Origin of the sequence: Luteibacter aegosomatis, assembly GCF_023078455.1 — a bacterium.
Classification (GTDB): Bacteria; Pseudomonadota; Gammaproteobacteria; order Xanthomonadales; family Rhodanobacteraceae; genus Luteibacter; species Luteibacter aegosomatis.
Map to the genome: position 1 here is coordinate 2188395 of NZ_CP095740.1, position 19807 is coordinate 2208201.

24 protein-coding genes are annotated in these 19807 nt (G+C 67.4%); 6 read left to right on the forward strand and 18 right to left on the reverse strand.

Annotated features, from left to right (window positions below; genetic code table 11):
• Nucleotides 1-11: 11 nt before the first annotated feature.
• The 4 genes from L2Y94_RS10000 to L2Y94_RS10015 are packed head-to-tail and all read right to left on the reverse strand — an operon-like array spanning nucleotide 12 to nucleotide 3556.
• Complete coding sequence (locus L2Y94_RS10000; protein ID WP_247374815.1) at nucleotides 12-581, reverse strand: class I SAM-dependent methyltransferase; 570 nt, start codon at nucleotides 579-581, stop codon at nucleotides 12-14.
• Nucleotides 574-1296 carry a PIG-L deacetylase family protein gene (locus L2Y94_RS10005; protein ID WP_247374818.1) on the reverse strand — a complete coding sequence of 241 codons (723 nt, stop codon included), beginning with the start codon at nucleotides 1294-1296 and terminating at the stop codon, nucleotides 574-576. The genes L2Y94_RS10000 and L2Y94_RS10005 overlap by 8 nt, the downstream gene beginning before the upstream one ends.
• Nucleotides 1293-2435, reverse strand: a complete 1143-nt coding sequence (locus L2Y94_RS10010; RefSeq protein ID WP_247374820.1) for an acyl-CoA dehydrogenase family protein — start codon at nucleotides 2433-2435, stop codon at nucleotides 1293-1295. Before L2Y94_RS10010 ends, L2Y94_RS10005 begins: the two co-directional genes overlap by 4 nt.
• The gene (locus L2Y94_RS10015; protein ID WP_247374823.1) at nucleotides 2432-3556 is read right to left on the reverse strand and encodes a glycosyltransferase family 2 protein; all 1125 of its coding nucleotides are present in this window, start codon (nucleotides 3554-3556) and stop codon (nucleotides 2432-2434) included. Before L2Y94_RS10015 ends, L2Y94_RS10010 begins: the two co-directional genes overlap by 4 nt.
• A gap of 138 nt (nucleotides 3557-3694) precedes the next feature.
• Here L2Y94_RS10015 and L2Y94_RS10020 point away from each other — a divergent pair, with 138 nt between their 5' ends.
• Entirely contained in the window at nucleotides 3695-4129 is a 435-nt protein-coding gene (locus L2Y94_RS10020) for a nuclear transport factor 2 family protein (protein ID WP_247374825.1), read from the forward strand.
• Nucleotides 4130-4201: 72 nt separating this feature from the next.
• Nucleotides 4202-4933: an alpha/beta hydrolase gene (locus tag L2Y94_RS10025; RefSeq protein ID WP_247374827.1), complete on the forward strand. Its 732-nt coding sequence runs from the start codon at nucleotides 4202-4204 to the stop codon at nucleotides 4931-4933.
• A gap of 99 nt (nucleotides 4934-5032) precedes the next feature.
• Here the strand turns inward: L2Y94_RS10025 and L2Y94_RS10030 are convergent, their stop codons facing one another.
• Both L2Y94_RS10030 and L2Y94_RS10035 read right to left on the reverse strand, forming a co-directional pair.
• On the reverse strand, nucleotides 5033-5554 hold the full coding sequence (locus tag L2Y94_RS10030; RefSeq protein ID WP_247374829.1) for a hypothetical protein: 522 nt from the start codon (nucleotides 5552-5554) through the stop codon (nucleotides 5033-5035).
• A 4-nt stretch (nucleotides 5555-5558) separates the two neighbouring features.
• Entirely contained in the window at nucleotides 5559-5708 is a 150-nt protein-coding gene (locus tag L2Y94_RS10035; RefSeq protein WP_247374830.1) for a hypothetical protein, read from the reverse strand.
• A gap of 118 nt (nucleotides 5709-5826) precedes the next feature.
• On the opposite strand from L2Y94_RS10035, the gene L2Y94_RS10040 reads away from it, so the two are divergent.
• From L2Y94_RS10040 to L2Y94_RS10055, 4 genes are all read left to right on the forward strand, one after another.
• Nucleotides 5827-7758, forward strand: a complete 1932-nt coding sequence (locus L2Y94_RS10040) for a hypothetical protein (RefSeq protein ID WP_247374831.1) — start codon at nucleotides 5827-5829, stop codon at nucleotides 7756-7758.
• Between the two features lie 91 nt (nucleotides 7759-7849).
• Entirely contained in the window at nucleotides 7850-8143 is a 294-nt protein-coding gene (locus L2Y94_RS10045; protein ID WP_247374832.1) for a hypothetical protein, read from the forward strand.
• Between the two features lie 10 nt (nucleotides 8144-8153).
• Nucleotides 8154-8294 (forward strand): hypothetical protein, encoded by a 141-nt coding sequence (locus L2Y94_RS10050; RefSeq protein ID WP_247374834.1) that lies wholly within the window; start codon nucleotides 8154-8156, stop codon nucleotides 8292-8294.
• A gap of 8 nt (nucleotides 8295-8302) precedes the next feature.
• Nucleotides 8303-8458, forward strand: a complete 156-nt coding sequence (locus L2Y94_RS10055; protein ID WP_186448332.1) for a hypothetical protein — start codon at nucleotides 8303-8305, stop codon at nucleotides 8456-8458.
• Nucleotides 8459-8516: 58 nt separating this feature from the next.
• Here L2Y94_RS10055 and L2Y94_RS10060 read toward each other — a convergent pair whose 3' ends face one another.
• The 12 genes from L2Y94_RS10060 to L2Y94_RS10115 form a co-directional block, all read right to left on the reverse strand.
• On the reverse strand, nucleotides 8517-8789 hold the full coding sequence (locus L2Y94_RS10060; protein ID WP_247374836.1) for a cytochrome C oxidase subunit IV family protein: 273 nt from the start codon (nucleotides 8787-8789) through the stop codon (nucleotides 8517-8519).
• Nucleotides 8786-9430 (reverse strand): cytochrome c oxidase subunit 3 family protein, encoded by a 645-nt coding sequence (locus tag L2Y94_RS10065; protein WP_247374838.1) that lies wholly within the window; start codon nucleotides 9428-9430, stop codon nucleotides 8786-8788. Before L2Y94_RS10065 ends, L2Y94_RS10060 begins: the two co-directional genes overlap by 4 nt.
• The gene (ctaD, locus tag L2Y94_RS10070) at nucleotides 9427-11016 is read right to left on the reverse strand and encodes a cytochrome c oxidase subunit I (RefSeq protein WP_247374839.1); all 1590 of its coding nucleotides are present in this window, start codon (nucleotides 11014-11016) and stop codon (nucleotides 9427-9429) included. The genes L2Y94_RS10065 and ctaD overlap by 4 nt, the downstream gene beginning before the upstream one ends.
• Entirely contained in the window at nucleotides 11003-11941 is a 939-nt protein-coding gene (gene coxB, locus L2Y94_RS10075) for a cytochrome c oxidase subunit II (protein WP_247374841.1), read from the reverse strand. The genes ctaD and coxB overlap by 14 nt, the downstream gene beginning before the upstream one ends.
• Complete coding sequence (locus L2Y94_RS10080; protein ID WP_247374843.1) at nucleotides 11938-12711, reverse strand: SCO family protein; 774 nt, start codon at nucleotides 12709-12711, stop codon at nucleotides 11938-11940. Before L2Y94_RS10080 ends, coxB begins: the two co-directional genes overlap by 4 nt.
• Entirely contained in the window at nucleotides 12708-13016 is a 309-nt protein-coding gene (locus L2Y94_RS10085; RefSeq protein ID WP_247374846.1) for a hypothetical protein, read from the reverse strand. Before L2Y94_RS10085 ends, L2Y94_RS10080 begins: the two co-directional genes overlap by 4 nt.
• Nucleotides 13013-13813, reverse strand: coding sequence for a hypothetical protein (locus L2Y94_RS10090; RefSeq protein WP_247374849.1), 801 nt, complete (start codon nucleotides 13811-13813; stop codon nucleotides 13013-13015). Before L2Y94_RS10090 ends, L2Y94_RS10085 begins: the two co-directional genes overlap by 4 nt.
• The gene (locus L2Y94_RS10095) at nucleotides 13810-14340 is read right to left on the reverse strand and encodes a c-type cytochrome (RefSeq protein ID WP_247375203.1); all 531 of its coding nucleotides are present in this window, start codon (nucleotides 14338-14340) and stop codon (nucleotides 13810-13812) included. Before L2Y94_RS10095 ends, L2Y94_RS10090 begins: the two co-directional genes overlap by 4 nt.
• Before the next feature lie 137 nt (nucleotides 14341-14477).
• A complete protein-coding gene (locus L2Y94_RS10100) occupies nucleotides 14478-14993 on the reverse strand; it encodes a DUF3341 domain-containing protein (RefSeq protein WP_247374852.1) in 516 nt (171 codons plus the stop codon).
• On the reverse strand, nucleotides 14990-16291 hold the full coding sequence (gene nrfD / locus L2Y94_RS10105; RefSeq protein WP_247374854.1) for an NrfD/PsrC family molybdoenzyme membrane anchor subunit: 1302 nt from the start codon (nucleotides 16289-16291) through the stop codon (nucleotides 14990-14992). Before nrfD ends, L2Y94_RS10100 begins: the two co-directional genes overlap by 4 nt.
• Nucleotides 16288-19089: a Fe-S-cluster-containing hydrogenase gene (locus L2Y94_RS10110; protein ID WP_247374857.1), complete on the reverse strand. Its 2802-nt coding sequence runs from the start codon at nucleotides 19087-19089 to the stop codon at nucleotides 16288-16290. Before L2Y94_RS10110 ends, nrfD begins: the two co-directional genes overlap by 4 nt.
• Nucleotides 19086-19733, reverse strand: a complete 648-nt coding sequence (locus L2Y94_RS10115; protein WP_247374859.1) for a cytochrome c3 family protein — start codon at nucleotides 19731-19733, stop codon at nucleotides 19086-19088. Before L2Y94_RS10115 ends, L2Y94_RS10110 begins: the two co-directional genes overlap by 4 nt.
• Nucleotides 19734-19807: the final 74 nt, after the last annotated feature.

The following is a 19807-nucleotide window of genomic DNA, read 5'->3' on the forward strand; positions in this document are numbered from 1 at the left end:
CGAAGGGCCGGTTACGGCGAGACGCGCAGGCGTTCGATGCGGTATTCGGGCAGGCGTTCGTGCATGTCGACCGAGTGCGACGGACAGTGGGCGATGAAGGATGCGACGGCCTCATCGCCACCGAGCGGGTAATCCGTTTCGCCCGTCCAGTGCACGAGCACGATATCGGCATTCGGGGCCAAGGATGCGATTCGCCTGGCGAGCGTGGCGATCGCATGGGGTTGCAGGTAGTAGAGGATTTCCGAAAGCACCACCGCATCGTAGTCGCCGTCCCATTCGCCATCGGGAAGAAGGGCTTGCACGAAACGGACGTTCGGCAGCGCTTCGCAGGTTTTCCGGGCCGCGTCGAGCGCGATGGGCGAGACGTCCACCGCCGTCACCCGGTCCGCGCGTAGCGCGAGGTGGCGGGTCAGCTCGCCGATCGAGCAGCCCAGTTCCAGCAGGTGCGAATAGCGCGTGCGAGGCAAGGCGTCGAGGGTTCGCGCGTATTTCCGTCGTTCGTAGCGGCTCGTCCGGAAGCGCCAGGGATCCGGGTTCGCCTCGTACAAGGCATCGAAATACGCACGGCCGAAATCATTCATGGATGCGGATGAGTACCTCGTGGGGCTGGCAGAGGCGATCGACCATCTGCCGGGGCAAGGTGAAGGCCTCCTCGGCATCGTCGACGACGAGGCCGTGTTGCGAGCGATGCGCCGCGATGGCCCTGCGTTTGGCGTCCAGACGGGCCGACACGTCCAGGCGCACCCCCGAAAGGCTTTCGTCGGCCGGCGTGTCCGACATCCACGTCCATACCGGGTAGGCCCACAATGCCGCGCCCGTCTTGAGACTGGCGTCGCGGGCCCACGCAAAGGATCGGCGGTGATCGGGGTGCGGGTCGGTATCGGAGGTGACGCACACGATGGTGTCCGGCGTCATGAATGCCGCCAGCGCCTCGACGGCCTGCCCGGCGTGAGGCAGCGTCGAGAGTCCACCGTCGGGAAGGTCGAGGAAATGGGCGGCGTTCCGGCCGGGCGCGAGGATATCCACCGCTCGCGTGGCTTCTTCCCGGCGCACCCGGGCCAGCACGGCGGGCGGATGGGTGGGGGAGCCGCGATGGGAGCCCTCGCCGCTGGTGACGAAGACCACGTCGACCGCGTGGTTCAGCGCGGCGGCTGACGCGATGAGGCCACCCATGCCCAGGCTCTCATCGTCGGGATGGGGTGCGATTACCAGCAGCGATTTCCGGTCGAGCCACGACGCGACGTCGACGAGGGGGAAGCCGGCGAATACGTCGGCGTGGGAGCGGGGAGGTGTCATGTCGCCCAGCATTCCAGCAGCGGTAGACCTTTCGCAAGCACGCGGCCGGCGACGCCGTCGCGGATGGCGTCGGGCACCGGTTGGCGCAGGTAGGTGGCCAGGTCGCGCGCGATGCGCTCGACGGGATCGCCCGTCATCATCGATCGCAGGCCGAGCGAGCGCTGCGCGAGGTCGATGATTTCCATGCTTGCGCGTTCGACCGTGAGGCGAGCCATGCCGACATAGGCGATGGCGTCGTCGACGGCGACGTCCACGGTTTCCGCTCGCTTCGCCGCGCCCCAGGTCCACAGGCGAGCGGTTTCGACGAGCATCGCGGCGTCGGCCAGACGGGCTCGTTGGTACGGATCGCCGTCGCGCCGGGTGACCGACAGCGAATCGCGCATGAGGTCGACCAGGGCGGCGGCCGCGCCGAGCTGCGCGGCAACGAAGCGCCACGCGCCCGCGGAAAACGCGGGCTGGCGGTGGTAGTCGTCGTGTTTGCCGAAGAGGTCTTCGTGGCGTACCTCGACGCCGTCGAAGTCCACGGTGCCCGTCATCGTGGCGCGCATGCCGTGGACCTTCCATCCGGAAAGATCCACGCGGGCGTTCGACACGTCGGGCCAGGCCATCAACAGTTCGCCATCGCGCTCGGCCGTCACCAGCGGGCGGCGCAGGTCGCCGGCGCCCGAGCAGTAGATCTTCCGGCCACGCAATACCAAGCGCTGGCCGTCGCCCACGAGCCGCACGGGACCGTCGGGCGACGGCGCGTTCCAGACGCCCATGACGCCACCCCCGCTCACGTAGTCGACCAGTCTGCCGCGCTGCGCTTCGTCGCCGTGGGTCCACAGCAGCGCGAAGGCGTTCACGTGCCCTTCGTACAGGCGCGCCAGGGAAAGATGGGCGCCGCCGATGCCCGTGAGCACGTCGAAGAGCATGGGCATGCCGGAGGGAATCCAACCGAGTCCTTCACCGCCCTTCGCCGGCGGTAGCACGGCGGCAAGGAGCCCGGCCCTGCGCAACAGGTCCATCCCTTCGGAGGGATAAACCCCCTTGGCGTCATCCTCGATGGCGAACTCGCGGAGGCGTGGTAGCACGACCTCTGCAAGGGCGCGTTGGGCGTGGCCGACGTCGTGGGATCGGCGCAAGGGGTGGATGGTCATGCGGCGGCCTCGCGTCGGCTGGGTGCTTCGGACGCGCGCCTGAGCCAATCGCGTGCCAATTCGATCTGCGTGGGCAGGGCCGCCGGGGAAAGCGGCTTGCGTGCCAGGGCGGACACGTTGGCCTCGATCCATTGCCAGGCGCGTTCGAAATACGGGCAGGGCTCGTCGGTCAGGCGGCCGGGGACGAGACCCAGGTGCATCGCCAAGAGATGGGGCGGCATGCCCGGCTCGAACACGGCGCGGGCCCTTGCGCGGACGGATGCCCGCATGACGAGGCGATTCGTGGCTTCGAGCATCGGATCGCAGCGAGCGTTTTCCCTTCGGATGCGGTGTCGCAGCGTGTCGGCCATGCCCCCGCGGGCGCGCCCGGTCAGGCGAGCCGACGTGCGCACGCGGATGCGCGTGTCGTGGCGTACGCGTGCGCCATGGGCGGCGAGGGCAGCGACCAGCGCGCGGTCTTCGCCGCACGGTGGAGCGGGCAGGGCCGGCAGGCGGCGCAGTGCGTCGGCACGGAATCCGAGGGAGGCTCCGGAACGCGTACGATGGTTGGGCCAGGGATCGTGCTCCAGCGGATCGCAACAGGCCTCGATCTCGTCGAGCAAGGCGCCATAGGTCGCTTCGAGCCGTTGCCTCACGATCAGGTGAGCCGGCAGGGCAAGCTGCTCGTCGTGGCGTATGTCCACGTCGCCGGCCACGACGTCGCCATGCTCGAGCGCAGCGAGGTTCAGGGCAACCCAGTCGGGCCCGACCAGCGAATCGGCGTCGGTGGTCAACACCGCGGGCGTTCCCCTTCCCAGGGCCATGCCCAGGGTCACGGCACGTGCGCCGCCCGCGTGGTCGAGGCCCGTGGGCAATACGCATTCCACCATATGCCAGGGGCGTTGCCAGTGCGCGAGTACGTCGAGTGCGCGACACCAGCTTGCGTCGGTGCAACCGTTGAGCACCAGGAGCAGGCCGAACGCATCGTTCCGCAGCCTTTGGTCGTGCAGCGCCCTGAGGCACGAGGGGATGCGTTCCGCCTCGTTGCGCACCGGGATCGCCACGGTGCAGCGGATAACGCTGGCCTGCGACGCATGACCGACTTCCCTCAGGACGAGGGAGGCGTGGGCGGGGTGGGGCATGGATCCTCCGATGCGGAACGCGCGATGCCAGTCTTGCCGTGCGCTTTGTGGACATTTCGACGGTTCGGCGTGAGGGGCATGTGCACCGACGTGAACGGATCGCTAAGATCGGCCCGACATCCTGAGGGGAGAGGGTTCATGTTCACTCGTCTGTTCGTCGCCGCCGCGATCCTGACCGCCGGTCCCGCCCACGCCGCTACGGACGATGCGGACGTATTGGCACCGGTCCATGCCTTCTTCGGCGGCATGGCGACATATGACCAGGCGGCGATGCGCGCCACCGTGCAGCCCGAAGGAAGCGTGGCGCTGTTGCGCAAGGGCAAGGTGGTGCGCCGGACGCTGGGCGAGTTCATCGACGGCATCAAGCCGGGAAAGGATCGGATCGAAGAGCGCATCTACGATCCGCTGGTGCGTGTGGACGACGACCTGGCGGTGGTGTGGACGCGGTACGACTTTCGCGTCAACGGGCAAGTGAAGCATTGCGGTACCGACCTGATCCATCTGGTGAAGATGGAGGGGAAGTGGGTCATCGCCGGCGTGGCCGACAACAGTCGGGATACCTGTCCCGGATGAGCGCGGACGGGGCGTTCGGCAACGTCCTGGCAAGCGTGCGATAAGATCCGGCGACCACGGGAGGAATGGCTCATGAGCAAGCGTTGGCTGGCGTACCTGGCATTACTCGGCTGGACGGGACTGTCGGCCGCCCAATCCGCCGTTCCGGTGACCTTGCGTGCCGCCGACGGCGTCGAGGTGTCCGCGCTTTCGTACGAGGCTGCACATCCCCGCGCCTTGATCCTCCTGTTCCATCAGGCCGGTTTGGGCAAGGGGGAGTACGCCACCATCGCCCCGCGACTGGCGAAAGCGGGTTACAGCTCGCTCGCCGTCGACCAGCGATCCGGCGGCGGACTGTTCGGAACCAACCAGACCGCGGCGAAGCTCGGTCACGACGTGGGTTACCTCGATGCCAAGCCGGATCTGGTCGCCGCGCTACGCTGGGCGGAAGGCAAGCACCTTCCGGTCGTACTTTGGGGAAGCAGCTATTCGTCGTCACTCGTCTTCGTGGTGGCGGCGGAGAACCCCGGCAAGGTGGCGGCGGTGATGGCGTTTTCGCCGGGCGAGTATTTCGACGACAAGACCCTGATCAGGCGCGCGGCGGCGAAGGTAAGCGTGCCCGTCTATGTGACGTCGTCGAGCGGGAAACAGGAAGTGGACGCGGCACGGGAGATCCTCGCCGCTTCCCCGTCCACGCGGAAAGTGCAGTACGTGCCGCCTCACGGCGTGCATGGGGCGTCGACGCTTATCGTGGAGAAGGATCCGCGGGGCGCCGACGAGAACTGGAAACAGGTGCTCGGCTTTCTCGGACAGGTCACGCGCTGAGTACGAGCCGTATGACCGCGTCGCGATGACCGATTCTCAGCGATCACCGATTCTCATCGCGACGGGTTCCTGCGTGCGCAGGAGCGCCCCGAGGCACCTTCAACGATGTGGGTCGTGTCGCGTTTTCAGGCTGGGTCCTTCGCCGGGTAGCGGCAGGTCCTCGCCGCTTTTCTCGCTTCCGCGCCGCGCCGCATCCACGGCGCGTTCCACGTCTACCGCATCGCCGCGCGGTGCCTCCGGCCAAACGCCGAGTGCCTCGGTCGCCATCGGCGACGAGGAGGCATCCACGCGGTAGGCGCCCGCCTGCTCGAGAAAGTTCCGGAGATCCGATTCGCTCATGCCGCTCTCTCCGGTTTCCAGTTCGAGCCAGGCGGCACCGAGCTGTTCCGGCCCGACCTCGTCGACGCGACGGCCAGCGGGCCAGCCTTCGGTCGGCCGGTCTGCCCGATGACTCAGGGACGACACGACGTTCGACGGCGCGTTGTCGCTGCCCGCCGAGCCACGTACGCCACCGTCGGTGACGGGCAACACCCGGGACGAGGGAAAGCCGCGGGCCATCAACCGCTGCATGGCCGCCATGGCGCTGCCCTGGTCGGGGAAATGAGCGATAAGGTGGGTCATCGCCTTACTCCGGCGCCTTGGCGGGCACGAAAGGCGACACGGGGTCGCTGGCCGGGAAGGTCTCTTCCAGTGCCTCGTCGTGATTGTCCTCGTGGTGTTTCTTCTCGCGTTTTTCGTCGGCCTTGGTGGGTTGCTTCGAATCGGGTGCGTTCATGGGTTCTCCTCCTCTCGTGAGACCACCATGCGATCTGATGCGTAACGAAGTCCGCGAGACGGCGTGAACGGCCTTTCACGGGTATCCTTGTCGCCGAAGACGTATCCGTTGGAGTTCCATGGTGTCGAGCGGTCCCGAATCGACGTTTTACCTGCCCCTGCGCGAGCGCTCCGCGCTTCGCTTCCTCGAAGAAGAGCATGTGCCCGATCTCGGCGCGGAGCGGGCGGGACTGTTCGGTCTGTTGCTGCTGGCCCGCCGGCCCGATATATCGACGAAGGCGTTGTCGCGCGCGGTGTACGACGCTGAGCGAACGTTGGCGTCGCAGGAGGCGCGAATCGTGCGCCATAGTCTCGTCGCGTTCTGTCCGCCGGATTCGCTCGTGCCGGCCGAACTGGCGGCCCTGATGGAAGATCGCGGCATCGCCTTCGTCGCCGACGAGACCTTCCAGGGCATGGCATGGCGAGGTCCGGACGGATTGCTTTCGTCGGATTTCCAGAAGGCCTGCCAGGAGACCCTGCTCGATTACGCGCTACCCGTGTTCGGCGGCCGGCGTGAACTGGACGATCCCATTCCGCGCAAGACCGTGCATGCCACGACGGACCAGGTGCGCGCGTTGTCGGCCATCGTGGCCGACCTGGGCGATCGCTACGCCATCGAGGCCTATGCGGGCACGGGCAAGACGCACCTGACCTTCGCCCTGTTCGAGACCGGGCGAAGGTTCACCTACCTCACGCCGGGCACGGCGCAGCGCAAGGCGTTCCACCAGCGTGGGGGTAAAGGCGGCGATGCCGCCATCACGCTGGCGGAACTCGCCGCGCGCATGGCCCGTTCGTTCGTACGGGCCGCCGGCACGCGCTGGACGCGGGTGCCCAAGCGGGCGGAAGCCACGCGTTCCGTCGCCGAGCAGGCGGCGATGATGGGCATCGAGCCGATCGGACGGGACACGCCGCAGGCCGTGCTCGCGCGCGCCCTCGATGCGATCCGCCGTTGGTGCTATAGCGACGATCGCCGCATCGGCTACAAGCACTTCCATTGGCCCGACAGCCTGCCGGTGATCGAACGCGCCGCCTATGTGGCCCGCGCCGTCGAGGCGTGGGAAATCATGTTTTCGCTCGACGAACGCCAGGATCGCTTCGGTTTTCCGGTGCGCGTGTACCACATCGTGAAATGGCTCGACCTGGTCGGCGCCGAGATTCCCGAACTCGGCACGTTGCTCATCGACGAAGTGCACGATCTCGCCGCCCCCTGGATGTCGCTGCTGCGTCGCTACCCGGGCGGCTACGTGCTCATGGGCGATCCTTACCAGCATATCGGTGGTGGCCGCGTGTCGCGTCCGCACGACGCCAAGCCGTTGGGCATGATGCAATCGGTGCGTGCGGGTGAGCAGGTGATGCCGCTGGTACGCTCGGTGCTGCGTCGGCACAGCGAGCCGTTGATGCCCGACGAGATCAGCGGCTCACGCGATCGCCTGACGCGTCACCGCCTGTTCGGCGAGAAAGCCGCCGATCTTCCGTCGACGGGGCTGCGCGCCTACGGCAGCCTGTGGTCGATGCTGGAGCAGGCGCTTCGCCTGAAGGACGCCGGTGTACCCTATCGCTTCGTGGAAGCGAGCGCAAAGCAGTTGGTGAAGGCCACCCAGGACGCCATCCAGCTGCGCATGCACGGCGATCGCCCAAGGCATTACAGCCTGCAGGGATTCTCCACCTGGGAACAGTTCGCGGCACACATGGTGTCGTCGGGACATACCAAGGTCGTGCGGCTGTTCGAGCGCAACTTCGGCCACGGCAACCTGCAGGCGCTCATGATCGGCCAATGGCGTGGCGAGGGCGACGCGCTGACCCTGGGCCTGCTCGAAGACGCCAGAAACCTGGAATTCGGCACGGTCTACCTTTCTCCTTGCTGCTTCTCGCGCCCGCCGGGCAGCCGTTTCCTCGACGGCAAGGATGCCGCCGTGAAGGCGATCTATCTCGCGATGACGCGTGTGGAAAACGAGCTCTGGCTGCCTTACGACTGGGAAGACCGGCTCACCGATCTGTCCCGGCAGGGGTAAGCGTCGCGTCAAGGCCGGGCGGCGATGCGGTCACGGCGGTGTGACCGGGAAGGGCCCAGGATGATCACGTCATCCGGGAGCGAGGTCCGCCATGAAACCATTGATCGCCGCTGGCCTGCTGGCGTTGCTGGCCGGGCAAGTGCACGCCCAGAACGCCGATACGCCCACCCAGGTCAAGAAACAGACCGCGGGCAGCCACACGCAACGCGTGGAGGAAACGCCGCGCTCGCGGGCCCACGAGGCCGGCCAGCACTGGACGGACGGCATGAATACGAAGCGCTCGCGGGATCCGCGCGAGCGGGACGAATACGGCGCGCCCAAGGTGACGCCGCCGCCGGGGCAGGGTACCGATAACTCGGGCGGCCTGCCGAAGACGCACAAATGAGGACACGAGCATGAGCGAGGAAAAGCGGGATAACTCCCCGTCGCCGCGCGACTACGATCGCGACGTGGGCAACCGGGTGGAGAAGAAGCCGGAACGCGAGCGTGGCGGGGATTCGCCGCAGCAGACGCATGATGACGAAGACCACGGGTAGGAGGGGTTATGCAGGATCAGGTTCACAAGCCGCAATCGGGCGACCGCAACCAGAACGACGTGGCCAAGGGTGACAAGGCCATTCACGAGAAGCGCGATAAGGCAATCAAGGAGGGCGAGGAAAAGATGGACGACGCCTCGAAGCGTGACGAGGGTATTCGCTAGAACCGCTCGCCCTGCCGTAGGCACCGGCGCAGGCCGGCGCCTGCGGCGTCGGTCTCCATCAATGCGCGACCACGGCCCCTCGCGACAAAAAGTCCCCCAGCGTCAACGCCATCATGATCCCTACCCATCCCAGACCGCAGGCGAGCGCGAGACGGATCGACGGATGGCCTTCGCGCAGTTTCATGAACACCATCACCACGATGCCCGCCTTGGCCGCCGCGATCGCCAGCGACGCCACCACGTTGAATGTGCCCAGGCGAAGCCCTGCCAGCCACACGCTTAGCACGAGCAGGGCCAGCAAGGCGACGAACGCCCCGACATGCGTCTTCATGCGCGCCCCACCTGGTAATACAGCGGAAAGACGAAAATCCAGACGATGTCCACCAGGTGCCAGTAAAGCGTGCCCACTTCCAGCGGCGCATGGTTCCCGGGAAGGAAATCGCCGCGAAAGGCCAGCCGTGCCAGGACGCAGAGCAGCCCCACTCCGATCAGCACATGCAGGGCATGAAAGCCGGTGGTGACGTAATACAGCACGAAGAACAGCGCCTCATGCGGCGCGTCGTCGCCCACTTCGTCGTACCGGATGCCGGGAATCACCCCCGCCAGGTCATCGTGGCGATACTCGGCACCATGGATCCCCAGGAAGGCGACGCCCATCGTCGCGGTGAACAGCAACAGCCATCCCGCCTCGCGGGGGCGTGACCGCTTTACCGCCTGCAATGCCCATGCCGCGGTAAAACTGCTGGTCAGCAGCACACCCGTCTCGATGGCACCCAGCGGCAGGTCCGTATGCCGGCTGCCGGCCACGAAAGCGTCGGGCCACAGCACGCGCATGACCGTATAGCCGGTGAACAGCACGCCGAAGAACAGGATCTCCGTAGCAAGGAAGGCCCACATGCCCAGTTGCGCGGCCTCGTGCTGCTGGGCGAGGTCGTCGAAGGGCTGCGCGGGTTCGGGCATCGTGGCGCTCATGGGTGCACGTAGGCATAGGGGCCGTCGGTCACCACCGGCGGGCGTTCGAAATTGTGGGGCGGAGGCGGCGACGCCGTTTCCCACTCCAGCCCCTTGGCGCCCCACGGATCCGGCCCGGCGCGCTCGCCGAAACGCAGCGACCACAACAGGTAACCCACCGGCAACAGGTAGGACGCGGCGAGCAGTACGGCGCCGGCGGACGACAGCACGTTGAGCAGCGCGTATTCGTCGGGATAGCGGTAGTAGCGCCGTGGCATGCCTTCGGCCCCGGCCAGGAACTGGGGGAAAAAGGTGAGATTGAAGCCGAGGAACATGAGGATGGCGGCGAACCGCGCCCAGCCTTCCGAATACAGGCGTCCGGTGATCTTCGGCCACCAGAAATGAATGCCGCCCAGGTAGGCCATGACCGCGCCGCCGACCATGATGTAGTGGAAATGCGCCACCACGAAGTACGTATCGGTGAGGTTCACGTCAAGCGCGGTGGCGGCGAGGAAGAGCCCCGTGAGTCCGCCCAGCATGAACAGGCCGACGAAGCCGAGCGCGTAGATCATCGGCGCGCCGAAGGTGATGTCGCCTTTGTAGAGCGTCGCCGTCCAGTTGAACACCTTGATCGCCGAAGGCACCGCGATGATGAAGCTCAGGATCGAGAAGACGATGCTGGCGTACATCGACTGCCCGGCCACGAACATATGGTGGCCCCAGACGAGGAAACCGACCACGGCGATGCCGATGATCGAATACACCATGAAGCGATAGCCGAAGATCTTCCGCCGCACGCTGGCGGTGATGAGTTCGCTAACCACGCCCATGGAGGGCAACACCATGATGTAGACGGCCGGATGGGAGTAGAACCAGAAGAAATGCTGGAACAACAGCGGATCGCCGCCGAGCGAGGGGTCGAAGATGCCCACGCCGGTCAAGCGCTCGATGGCCAGCAGCGACAGCGTCATCGCCAGCACCGGTGTGGCGAGCATCATCACCAGCGATACGCCGTACATCGACCACACGAACAGGGGCAGGCGGAACCAGGTCATGCCCTTCGTGCGCAAGGTATGGATGGTAACGATGAAGTTGAGCCCGGTAAGGATCGACGAGAAGCCGACGATGAACACGCCCACCACCGCCAGCACCACGTGCGTGTTGGAGAACAGGGTGGAGAACGGCGTGTAGAACGTCCATCCGGTATCCACGCCGCCCAGGAGGAGGCAGGTCACGGTGAACAGTCCCCCGAGCAGGTAGAGGTACCAGCTGAACAGGTTCAGCCGGGGGAAGGCGACGTCGCGCGCGCCGATCATGAGCGGCAGGAGGAAGTTGCCCAGCGTGTTGGGTATGGACGGGATCAGGAAGAACCACACCATCACCACGCCATGGAAGGTGAAGGTCTTGTTGTAGGTGTCGGCGCTCATCAGGTCGCCGTGGGGTGTCGCCAGTTCCAGGCGGATCAATGCCGCGGCGATGCCGCCCAGGAAGAAGAAAAACGTGATCGCCACCGCGTAGAGGATGGCGATGCGCTTGTGGTCGTGCGTGGTCAGCCAGGAGGCCAGGGTCGAGCCTTCGGTGAGGTAGCTGGGCTCAGCGCGGTGCATGGGGCGACTCCCGTTCGGTACCACGGATCTTCAGGTAGGCGAGCAGTGCGAGGATGTCGGCCTCGTCGATCCGGTCTTTGTAGCTGGGCATGATGGGGGCGTAGCCGGCGGCCACTTCCTCGGCGGGGAGCACGATCGAATCGTGCAGGTAACGTTCGTCGGCGGTGACCTGGCGTCCGTCGGCAAGCGGCACGGTGCTGCCGTAGAGGCCCTCCAGTCGCGGCGCATGCACCGACGAGCCCGCATCGTGGCAGCCGGCGCAGCCATAGCGGGTGAAGAGCGTACGGCCGCGCTCGGCGAGGGACCCGCTGGCGTGGGCCGCGAGCCACCGGGCATGGGCGGCGGGGGTCTCCACCACCACGCTGCCACCCATGCGGGAATGGTCGGTACCGCAGTATTCGGCGCAGAACAGGTCGTAGGTGCCAGGGCGCGTGGCCGTGAACCACAGGTCGGTGTAACGGCCGGGCAGGATGTCTTGCTTGACCCGGAAGGCGGGCACGGAGAGATCGTGGATCACGTCCTGCGAGGTCATCACCAGCCGCACGGGATGCCCGGTGGCGACGTGCAACGTATCGATCTCCCGCTGGCCGCCGGGATGCTGGAACTCCCACATCCATTGCTTGCCCACCACGTAGATCGTCTCGGCGTCGGCGGGCGGCGTGCGCATGTCGATCCACAGATGGATGCTCCAGGCGAAGATGCCGACGAACAGGGCGAAGGGAATGAGCGTCCAGGTCATCTCGATGCCCAGGTCGCGATGCGACTCGCCGCTGCGATCGACGTCGCGGCCATGGCGGAAGCGCACGGCGAACACGACCATGGTCACGAAGACCGCCAGCATCACCACGACGCATAAGGCGAGCAACGCGAGAAAAAGACCGTCGATGCGGCCCGCGAAGCTGGAGGCTTCCGGCAATCCGCTCATCGGGCTCTCCTGCGCAGGCGAAGCCAGCCGGCGATCATCAGCAGCACGAAGACGCACCCCAGAACCATCATGATCCGCGAGACCAGCAGGCTATAGCGGCCGGTGGCCGGATCGTAGCCGCAGCACAGCAGCACCAGGCGGTCGATGACGCCGCCCAGCCGTCCTTGCGATGCGTCGACGAGCGCCAGCCGCAGCGCGCCGGGATCGAACGAGACGCCGAAGAAGTACCGCGAGACGTGCCCGTCGGGCGTGACCACGAGCAGGCCCGCCGGGTGGGCGTATTGGCCGTTGCGCGGATCGAGGAAGTAGCGGAAGCCCGCGGCGGCCGCGAGCGCGGGCGTGGCGTCCGACGCCTTGGCGAAAGTCCAGCCTTCGGCGTGGGCCCCCGGCTCCATGCGCGCGATCATCGAGCGGGCGTCGGCGGCTTCGGTGCCGTTCTCGCGCGGGTCGATGCCGGCGAAGACGATGCCGTAATCCTTGCCCGGCACGAGCGGCATCGTGGCGGCGGCACGGGCGATCCCGTGCAGCGTCAGGTCGCAGAGGTTGGGACAGCGGTAATAGCCGAAGGCGAGCACGAGCGGCTTGCCGTCGGCGATCTCCGCGAGGGTACGCGTGATTCCGCGATCGTCGGTCAGTCGGGTCCGCGTGGGCAGCATGGCGCCCACGTGCTGGTCGAACCCGGCGCGCCGCTCGAGGTCGGGCGGCGGCGGTACCGCGGCCATGAGCAGCGGCAGGACGATGATCAGTAAGACGAAGCGAAACACCTTCATCGCGCCGCTTCCTTTGCCATGATGTCCATGGCACGGCGCACGGGAATATGCGCACTCCGGTGGTCCGCGTCGTTCCAGCCATAGGCGTCGGCCTCGCGTGTCGCCGTCCGATAACCGGCGAGGTTGCGCGAGGGATGTTCCTGCAGGCGTGGGGCCTCCGGCAGGCGGGCGACCGGATGGGGCGTGAGCGAGTCGCCTCCCCAGATGGCCCAGCACAGGGCCGCGGTGGCGACGACCCCGGCAGCGAGTACGACTCCGATTCCCGTGAGTCGACGCAGTGCGACGGCCTGAGGTTCGTGGCTCATGGGAGCACCATCCAGGCGAGATGACAGGCCTCGCCCAGGGCGATGGATAGGGCAGCGGCGCGCAGCACGCCCACGCGACGGCGGGCCTGGCGGGCGACGAGCAGGGCGAAGGGTACGGCCAGGTGGAGCAGGGCACTCGCGACGGCCAGAGTCGCGAAGGGGCCGCGCACGCGCGGCAGGTACCAACCGGTCTCGTAGGGCTGGTCGGCGATCCACGCCGTGAGGTAGTCCACGCCCGCGAGGTATGCCCAACCGAGACAGGCGGCGAGAAGCAAGGCGCCGAGGTCCGCACGCACGTCCGGTGACGCTTTCGTCGCGGCGAACCCTGCGGCGATCGAAAGGGCCAACGAGAGCTGCATGCAGGCGAACGTGAGGCCGAGTGCCGACGAGCGCCAGGCGGGAGCCAGCGAGGCGATCCAGTCGGTGGAGAACGTGCCGCAGGCGAGAAGCCAGAGGATGAGGACGAGCGCGGGAAGGCGCCGGGCGAGCCAGGCGCCGGCGGCCCAGATCGCGATGCAGGCCAGCGTGCGCACGGCGAGGAACGTTCGATCGAAGTACCAGTGGCGCTGGGGTTCCACGGGCGTGTCGATCCATGGCAGCACGGTGCCGGCGGCGAAAAGGAACACCACGGCGCCGAGCGCGGCCAGCGGAAGCAGCCACGTGAGTCTCTCCAATGTGGCCTGCGATGCCTGCCCCCAGGCACCGCCGGTCAAACGGTGGATCGCCCGCCATGCGACGGCACCTCCCGCCATGGCGATCACGAGCAACCAGGCGAACAGCGACAGGCGAGCCATCATCGGGCCGCTCCCGGCAATGCGCGCAGCCGGGCCAGGTCTTCCGGCTGGAGACGATCCGCCGGTACGTCGCGGCTGAGTTGCAGCGCACGGATGTACGCGACGATGGCGCGTCGATCGGTGGGCGACACGCGATCCCGGTACGGATACATCACGCCCCGGCCGTCGGTGATCACGTCGTAGAAGTGATCGTCCCCGGCCTGGCGAAGGCGCGGCTCGTGGTAGCTCGGTGGTGCCGGGAAACCGCGCCTCACCACCATGCCGTCGCCGTCACCGGTCGTGCCGTGGCAAGGCGCGCAGAAGATCGCGTAACGCTGCCGACCACGTTCGAGCAGGGCCAGGGTGATGGCCGGCAAGGGAGCGCGGGATGCCGTCGAGTCGATCGGTACCGAGCCCTGGGGAGGCAGTCGCCCGGCGACGTGGTCCTCGAACAGCGGGGCCTCCGCGCCACGCTTGTAGCGCGGCTGGTCGTACATGTCGTGGACGCTGCGTTCGCAGCCCGACAGCGCGAGGATCGAGGCCAGCCCCATCGCCGACACGATCGGCTCCCATCCCTTCGGTAGCCGCCTTGCTACCGAGCGGATAGGCCCGGAATCCTTCGGTAGCGAACTTACGACCGAAGGGGTGGGAGCGGACCGTGTCCGCCAACGGGGCGAAGCGAGTGCTTTCATGCCGGCACCTCCGCATGGCGGAGCGGATGCAGCCGTTGGGCATCGTGCGCCGAGCGATGTTCGTTCCAATACGGGTCGTCCGCGTGGATGAGCAGCAGGAAACCGTCCCGGCTGGCCTCCTCGAACCATTCGACGTTGAACTCGGGGCGGTAGAGCGCCGGCCGCGACCCGGCAAAGAACGCGACGACACCGGCGATCACGGCGAACAGGATCGTCACTTCCAGCGCCGCGGGCACGAAGGCGGGCCAGCTCGCCAAGGGGCGGCCACCGGCATCGATGGGATACGCGTGCGCCGACAGGTACTGCAAGGCCATCGTACCGATGCCCCCGAGCAGTCCGGCGGCCAACATCGACGGCGCGATGCCGCGGCCCGCGCGACGCGGCGCGAGTGCTTCGACGGACCACGGCGCGAAGGTTTCCATGCGCGAATATCCCAGTCCACGCAGATGCCGCACCGCTTCGACCAACGACGCTTCGTCGGGCATTTGAATGAGGCGGCCGTAAGTCCTCATCGGGATGCCTCCGTGCGCCGCAGTTCGGCGATGGCGAGCACGGGCAGCCAGCGCACGAAGAGCAGAAACAGCGTGCCGAACAGGCCGATCGAACCGAGCAGGAACACGATGTCCCAGACGGTGGGGTAGAACATGCCCCAGCTCGACGGCAGGTAGTCACGGTAGAGGCTGGTGACGATGAGCATGAAGCGCTCGAGCCACATGCCGGCCAGCACGCCGGAGGACACGAGCACGAGTACGAGGCGGTTCCGGCGCGCGGCGGGCCACCACAGGGCCTGGATCGCCACGCTGTTGAGCGCGACGGTGGACCAGAAGGTCCACGCGTAGGCACCGTGGAGGCGATGTGCGATCACGGCGGTTTCGAAGGGATCGCCCCCGTAATACGCGGTGAAAACCTCGGCGGCATAGCCGTAGGTCACCACACAGCCCGCGGCGAGCATCAGCCTGGCCAGTTTGTCGAGGTGGACGTCGGTGATGTAGTGGTCGAGCCCGTAGGCCCGTCGCATCGACAGGCTGAGCAGGATCACCATCGCGATGCCGGAGAACAACGCGCCTGCCACGAAAAACGGCGGGAAGATCGTCGAATGCCAGCCCGGCAACAGGCCTTCGGAGAAATCCAGCGCCACCATGCTGTGCACCGAAAACACCAGCGGCACCGCGAGCGCGGCCAGGAGGCGCGTGAGCGTGGCATGCCGTCGCCAGTCGGCGGCTTCGCCACGCCAGCCGAGCGCCAGGAGGGCGTAGAACACCTGGCGACCGCGCGTGGTGGCCCGGTCGCGCACGGCGGCCAGGTCCGGCAACTGGCCCACGTAGAAGTACAGTACCGATACCACCACGTAGGTGCCGATGGCGAAGAAATCCCAGGTGAGCGCGCTGCGCCATTGCGGCCACAGGCCCATCTTGTCGGGGTAGGGCATGATCCAGTACGCGAACCACGGCCTGCCCAGGTGGAGCACGGGAAACAGGCCCGACACGGCGAGGGCGCACAAGGTCATCGCTTCCGCGTGGCGACTGAGCGCCGAGCGCCACGCTTGCCGCGTGAGGTGCAGCGCCGCCGAAATGAACGTGCCGGCCATGCCGATGCCGATCCACCAGACATAGTTGGTGATGGCGAACGACCAGGCCACCGGCATGTCGATGCCCCAGATGCCCACGCCGCGAACGAGCAACACCACGATGCCGACGGCGAGCATGACGGTGAGGGCGAGCGACACGGCGAACAGGATCCACCAGCCGCGGCCACCGTGCCGTCGAAGCGTGATGCCGGCGATCTCGTCGGTGACGGCGGCGGCGCTCATGCCTCGCTCCAGTCCGGATGCGGGTGTCGCCATGCGGCGAGATAGACGGTACGCGGGCGCGTGTTCAGTTCTTCGAGCAAGGCGTACTTGCGCGGTGAGGCGTGTGCTTTCGCCACCGCCGACGCGGGCGCGGAAAGATCGCCGAACACGATGGCGCGCGTGGGACAGGCATCCTGGCAGGCGGTGGTGACCTCGCCATCGGCGATGCGTCGTCCTTCGCGATCCGCGGAGGCATGCGCCTGCTGGATACGCTGCACGCAATAAGTGCATTTCTCCATCACGCCCTTGGCGCGCACGCTGACTTCGGGATTCCGCATGGCCTCGAGGCTGTCCCGGGCGAAGTCCGCATAGGCGAGGAAATTGAATCGCCGCACCTTGTACGGACAGTTGTTCGAACAGAAGCGCGTGCCGATGCAGCTGTTGTATACCTGCAGGTTCAGGCCCTCGCCGTCGTGCACGGTGGCTTCGACCGGACACACCACCTCGCAGGGCGCGTGCTCGCAGTGCATGCAGGGCACCGGTTGGTGATAGGTGGCGGGTGCCGTCGGCGATCCCTCGTGGTAGCGGTCGACGCGTATCCAGTGCATGCGGCGACCCAGCTTGACCTGGCCCTCGCCGACCACGGGGATGTTGTTCTCCGACTGGCAGGCGATCGTGCAGGCGTTGCAGCCGATGCAGGCGTCGAGGTCGATGGACATGCTCCAGCGGTAGTCGCCGGAGGGCGTGTCGGGGTAGAAGCTGGCGGGAGCGCCGCGCGAGGGTTGCAGGGGACGGTCGGGCGTTCCCACGCGGATGATGTCCCGTCGCTGCATGTCCTGATGGCCCTGGGTCAGGGCCAGTTCGGTGCGTTCGCTCAGGGGCGTGAGGGTGAGGCCGCGTGCGTGCCATTGCCCGTCGCGGGCGCGCAGCGCGTAGGCGTCGTAACCGTGACCCGCACCCAGTCCCGTGCGACGACCGTGGCCGAGGGTGACGGTGACGCTGCGTTCGGCCTGGCCAGGCACCACGAGCACGGGAGCGTCGACGTGACGGCCGTCGAGGTCGAGTCGCACCCTGTCGCCGTCGCGCAAGCCGCGGGCACTCGCCAGCGTGGGCGATATCCATGCGGCGTTGCCCCAGGCCTGCGTGGTGATGGGATGCGGCAATTCCTGCAACCACGCGTTGCCGGCATGGCGGCCGTCCCAAAGATGCGGGTCGGGGCGGAAGACGAGTTCGAGGGTCTCGTCGGCAGGGGCCGGCGTTTCGTCGTCCGCCGGCGACGCCGAGGCATCGGCGGAGGTGTCGCCGTGGAAGATCCCGTCGCGTAGCGCTTCGGTCCAGGCATCGTCGTCCGCGAGCATGGGCCACGTGTCCCTGACGCGGCGCAATGGATCGTCGGTCACGCCACCGAGCAGCAGATCCACCAGCTCGTGCGCGGAACGGCCGTCGACGAGCGGTGCGATCACGGGTTGCACGATGCTGGCGACATCGTCGGCCTGTCGCAGGTCGGACCAGTGTTCGAACGGGTGCAGTGCCGGGAGGTGCCACTGCGACTGCGCTGCCGTTTCGTCGACGTAGCGGCCGAGGTGGATCGTGTTTCGCGCATGGAAGGCGAATCCGGGAAGGCTGTAGGCCGGATTGCTCTCCAGCACCAGCAAGGTATCCACCCGCCTTGCCTCGAGCTGGGCGAGCAGGTCGGCGGTGTCGCCGGATGAAGCGCGCGTCGGTGCGGTATCGCGGCCGAGACGCCGGTTGATCGCGTCCACGGTCGCGTGGGCCGAAGGCGGCAGGTAGGGACCTGCCAGCACCAGCGCATGACCCCGGTGATCGAGCAGGTCCTTCGCGATGAGCCCGATGCGATCGGCGACGTGGCGATCGCCGGCCATGCCGGCCATGGAGGGCGAGGGAAGTCCGCAGGCCCGGGCGAGCATCCCGATGAGAACGGGAATGTCGCCGGCCGCCACGGGCCACACGTGATCGGCGTTGCGCCCGGTGAGCGAGGGCGTGGGTTCGATGGCGTACAGCCGGGTCGTCAGTTCGGTGTCGGCGCGTGCCGCGGCGACATCGCGCGCATGGCGGACGTGTCCGGGAGCCGTGCCGAGCGGGTCGGCGTCGAAGGCCACGATGATGCGCGTATCCGCCAGATCCCATGTGGCATGCGCCGCGCCGGCGGGTTCATGGACGTGCCAGTGCGCGCCCGGGTAGCGCCTTAGCAAGGCATCGCGCTGTCGCGCCAGCGTCGGCGAACGGATGGCTCCGCTCAACACGTGCAGGCCGTCGCCCGAGGCGGCGAAGCGATGCCGGAGGTCGGCGGCTTCCGTTTCGAAGTCGGTCCAGCTCGCGGGCTGGCCTTGGCGCAACGGCGCACTCGAACGGGCGGGGTCCCAGAGATCGAGGATGGCCGCCTGCATGCGCGGATCGCTACCGCCGAGCGTGGCGGGGTGCTTCGGATTGCCGTCGACGTGCATCGGCCTGCCGTCGCGCAGTGCCACCAGCAGGCCGACGACGTCATTGCCGGTGTCGATCGCCGTGGCATAGCGCGCACGATGCCGCGCCGTGTCGCCGCCGCGACCCAGTTCGGGCACGATGCGTTCCGGTGGCGGACCCGAACACGCGCCGAGGCCGGCGAACGCGATCGAGGCACCGAGCAGGCGCAGGAAGCCCCGCCGATCCAGCGTGGGCTCGATCGAGGCCAGTCCGGGCCAGGCGTCTTCCAGCAACGGACGCTTCGATGCGTCATCCAGCAGTTCCTCGAGGGCGCGCCAGAAGCGTGGCGTGCCGGGAGCGGGCAGGGCATCGCGGAGGGCGTCGGCGGCATTCATCGATGGCAGACCGAGCAGTCGGTGAGGCGTCGACGATCGACCCGGTAGGCGTCGACCAGGTGCATGCCCAAGGCATCGTCGTCGGGGGACGGATCGCGCAGCGCGAACACCTCGTCGCGCGGCCGTATGGCGCGCTCGGGATGGCGATGGCAATCGAGGCACCACTTCATCGTCAGCGGGGCCACGCGGCGCATCAACGGCATGCGTTCGACATGGCCGTGGCACGACACGCAGCCCACGCCCTTGGCGACATGCACGGAATGATCGAAGTAGACGAAGTCGGGCAGGTCGTGCACGCGCGTCCAGCGCAACGGCACGCCAGTGCGCCAGCTTTCGACGAGGGGTGCCAATACGGGCTGGTCCGTAAAAAGTTGCGAATGACAGGTCATGCAGGTGGACACCGGCGGCATGCCCGCGAACGCGTCGGTCTCCACGGTCGAGTGGCAGTAACGGCAATCGAGCCCGACCTCGCCGACGTGATGCTGGTGGCTGAAGGGCACCGGTTGTTCCACGGCCTCGTCTTCACTCCCCGGTCCTGCGGTGACCACCCGCCACGCCGCCACGCCGGCGACGGCGACGACGAGTACGGCGAGCGCCATCAACGTGGCATAGAGGCCGGAGCGTGGATGGAATATCTGGGCCATACCCCTCGGACTCCGGCATAACCCGTTCGACGCTAGTGGCGCGACCGTGCGCGAGATGTGAAGCGCTCCATGCG

What these genes read in the sequence shown, in the direction of transcription:
- L2Y94_RS10020 (WP_247374825.1), top strand. Translation starts at nt 3,695, where the DNA reads ATGTTCACTCGTCTGTTCGTCGCCGCCGCGATCCTGACCGCCGGTCCC.
- L2Y94_RS10030 (WP_247374829.1), bottom strand. Translation starts at nt 5,554, where the DNA reads ATGACCCACCTTATCGCTCATTTCCCCGACCAGGGCAGCGCCATGGCG.
- coxB (WP_247374841.1), bottom strand. Translation starts at nt 11,941, where the DNA reads ATGAGCGGATTGCCGGAAGCCTCCAGCTTCGCGGGCCGCATCGACGGT.
- L2Y94_RS10000 (WP_247374815.1), bottom strand. Translation starts at nt 581, where the DNA reads ATGAATGATTTCGGCCGTGCGTATTTCGATGCCTTGTACGAGGCGAAC.
- L2Y94_RS10085 (WP_247374846.1), bottom strand. Translation starts at nt 13,016, where the DNA reads ATGAGCCACGAACCTCAGGCCGTCGCACTGCGTCGACTCACGGGAATC.
- L2Y94_RS10040 (WP_247374831.1), top strand. Translation starts at nt 5,827, where the DNA reads ATGGTGTCGAGCGGTCCCGAATCGACGTTTTACCTGCCCCTGCGCGAG.
- L2Y94_RS10035 (WP_247374830.1), bottom strand. Translation starts at nt 5,708, where the DNA reads ATGAACGCACCCGATTCGAAGCAACCCACCAAGGCCGACGAAAAACGC.
- L2Y94_RS10025 (WP_247374827.1), top strand. Translation starts at nt 4,202, where the DNA reads ATGAGCAAGCGTTGGCTGGCGTACCTGGCATTACTCGGCTGGACGGGA.
- L2Y94_RS10090 (WP_247374849.1), bottom strand. Translation starts at nt 13,813, where the DNA reads ATGATGGCTCGCCTGTCGCTGTTCGCCTGGTTGCTCGTGATCGCCATG.
- L2Y94_RS10095 (WP_247375203.1), bottom strand. Translation starts at nt 14,340, where the DNA reads ATGGGGCTGGCCTCGATCCTCGCGCTGTCGGGCTGCGAACGCAGCGTC.
- nrfD (WP_247374854.1), bottom strand. Translation starts at nt 16,291, where the DNA reads ATGAGCGCCGCCGCCGTCACCGACGAGATCGCCGGCATCACGCTTCGA.
- L2Y94_RS10110 (WP_247374857.1), bottom strand. Translation starts at nt 19,089, where the DNA reads ATGAATGCCGCCGACGCCCTCCGCGATGCCCTGCCCGCTCCCGGCACG.
- L2Y94_RS10055 (WP_186448332.1), top strand. Translation starts at nt 8,303, where the DNA reads ATGCAGGATCAGGTTCACAAGCCGCAATCGGGCGACCGCAACCAGAAC.
- L2Y94_RS10015 (WP_247374823.1), bottom strand. Translation starts at nt 3,556, where the DNA reads ATGCCCCACCCCGCCCACGCCTCCCTCGTCCTGAGGGAAGTCGGTCAT.
- L2Y94_RS10005 (WP_247374818.1), bottom strand. Translation starts at nt 1,296, where the DNA reads ATGACACCTCCCCGCTCCCACGCCGACGTATTCGCCGGCTTCCCCCTC.
- L2Y94_RS10080 (WP_247374843.1), bottom strand. Translation starts at nt 12,711, where the DNA reads ATGAAGGTGTTTCGCTTCGTCTTACTGATCATCGTCCTGCCGCTGCTC.
- L2Y94_RS10045 (WP_247374832.1), top strand. Translation starts at nt 7,850, where the DNA reads ATGAAACCATTGATCGCCGCTGGCCTGCTGGCGTTGCTGGCCGGGCAA.
- L2Y94_RS10100 (WP_247374852.1), bottom strand. Translation starts at nt 14,993, where the DNA reads ATGAGGACTTACGGCCGCCTCATTCAAATGCCCGACGAAGCGTCGTTG.
- L2Y94_RS10050 (WP_247374834.1), top strand. Translation starts at nt 8,154, where the DNA reads ATGAGCGAGGAAAAGCGGGATAACTCCCCGTCGCCGCGCGACTACGAT.
- L2Y94_RS10065 (WP_247374838.1), bottom strand. Translation starts at nt 9,430, where the DNA reads ATGAGCGCCACGATGCCCGAACCCGCGCAGCCCTTCGACGACCTCGCC.
- ctaD (WP_247374839.1), bottom strand. Translation starts at nt 11,016, where the DNA reads ATGCACCGCGCTGAGCCCAGCTACCTCACCGAAGGCTCGACCCTGGCC.
- L2Y94_RS10115 (WP_247374859.1), bottom strand. Translation starts at nt 19,733, where the DNA reads ATGGCCCAGATATTCCATCCACGCTCCGGCCTCTATGCCACGTTGATG.
- L2Y94_RS10010 (WP_247374820.1), bottom strand. Translation starts at nt 2,435, where the DNA reads ATGACCATCCACCCCTTGCGCCGATCCCACGACGTCGGCCACGCCCAA.
- L2Y94_RS10060 (WP_247374836.1), bottom strand. Translation starts at nt 8,789, where the DNA reads ATGAAGACGCATGTCGGGGCGTTCGTCGCCTTGCTGGCCCTGCTCGTG.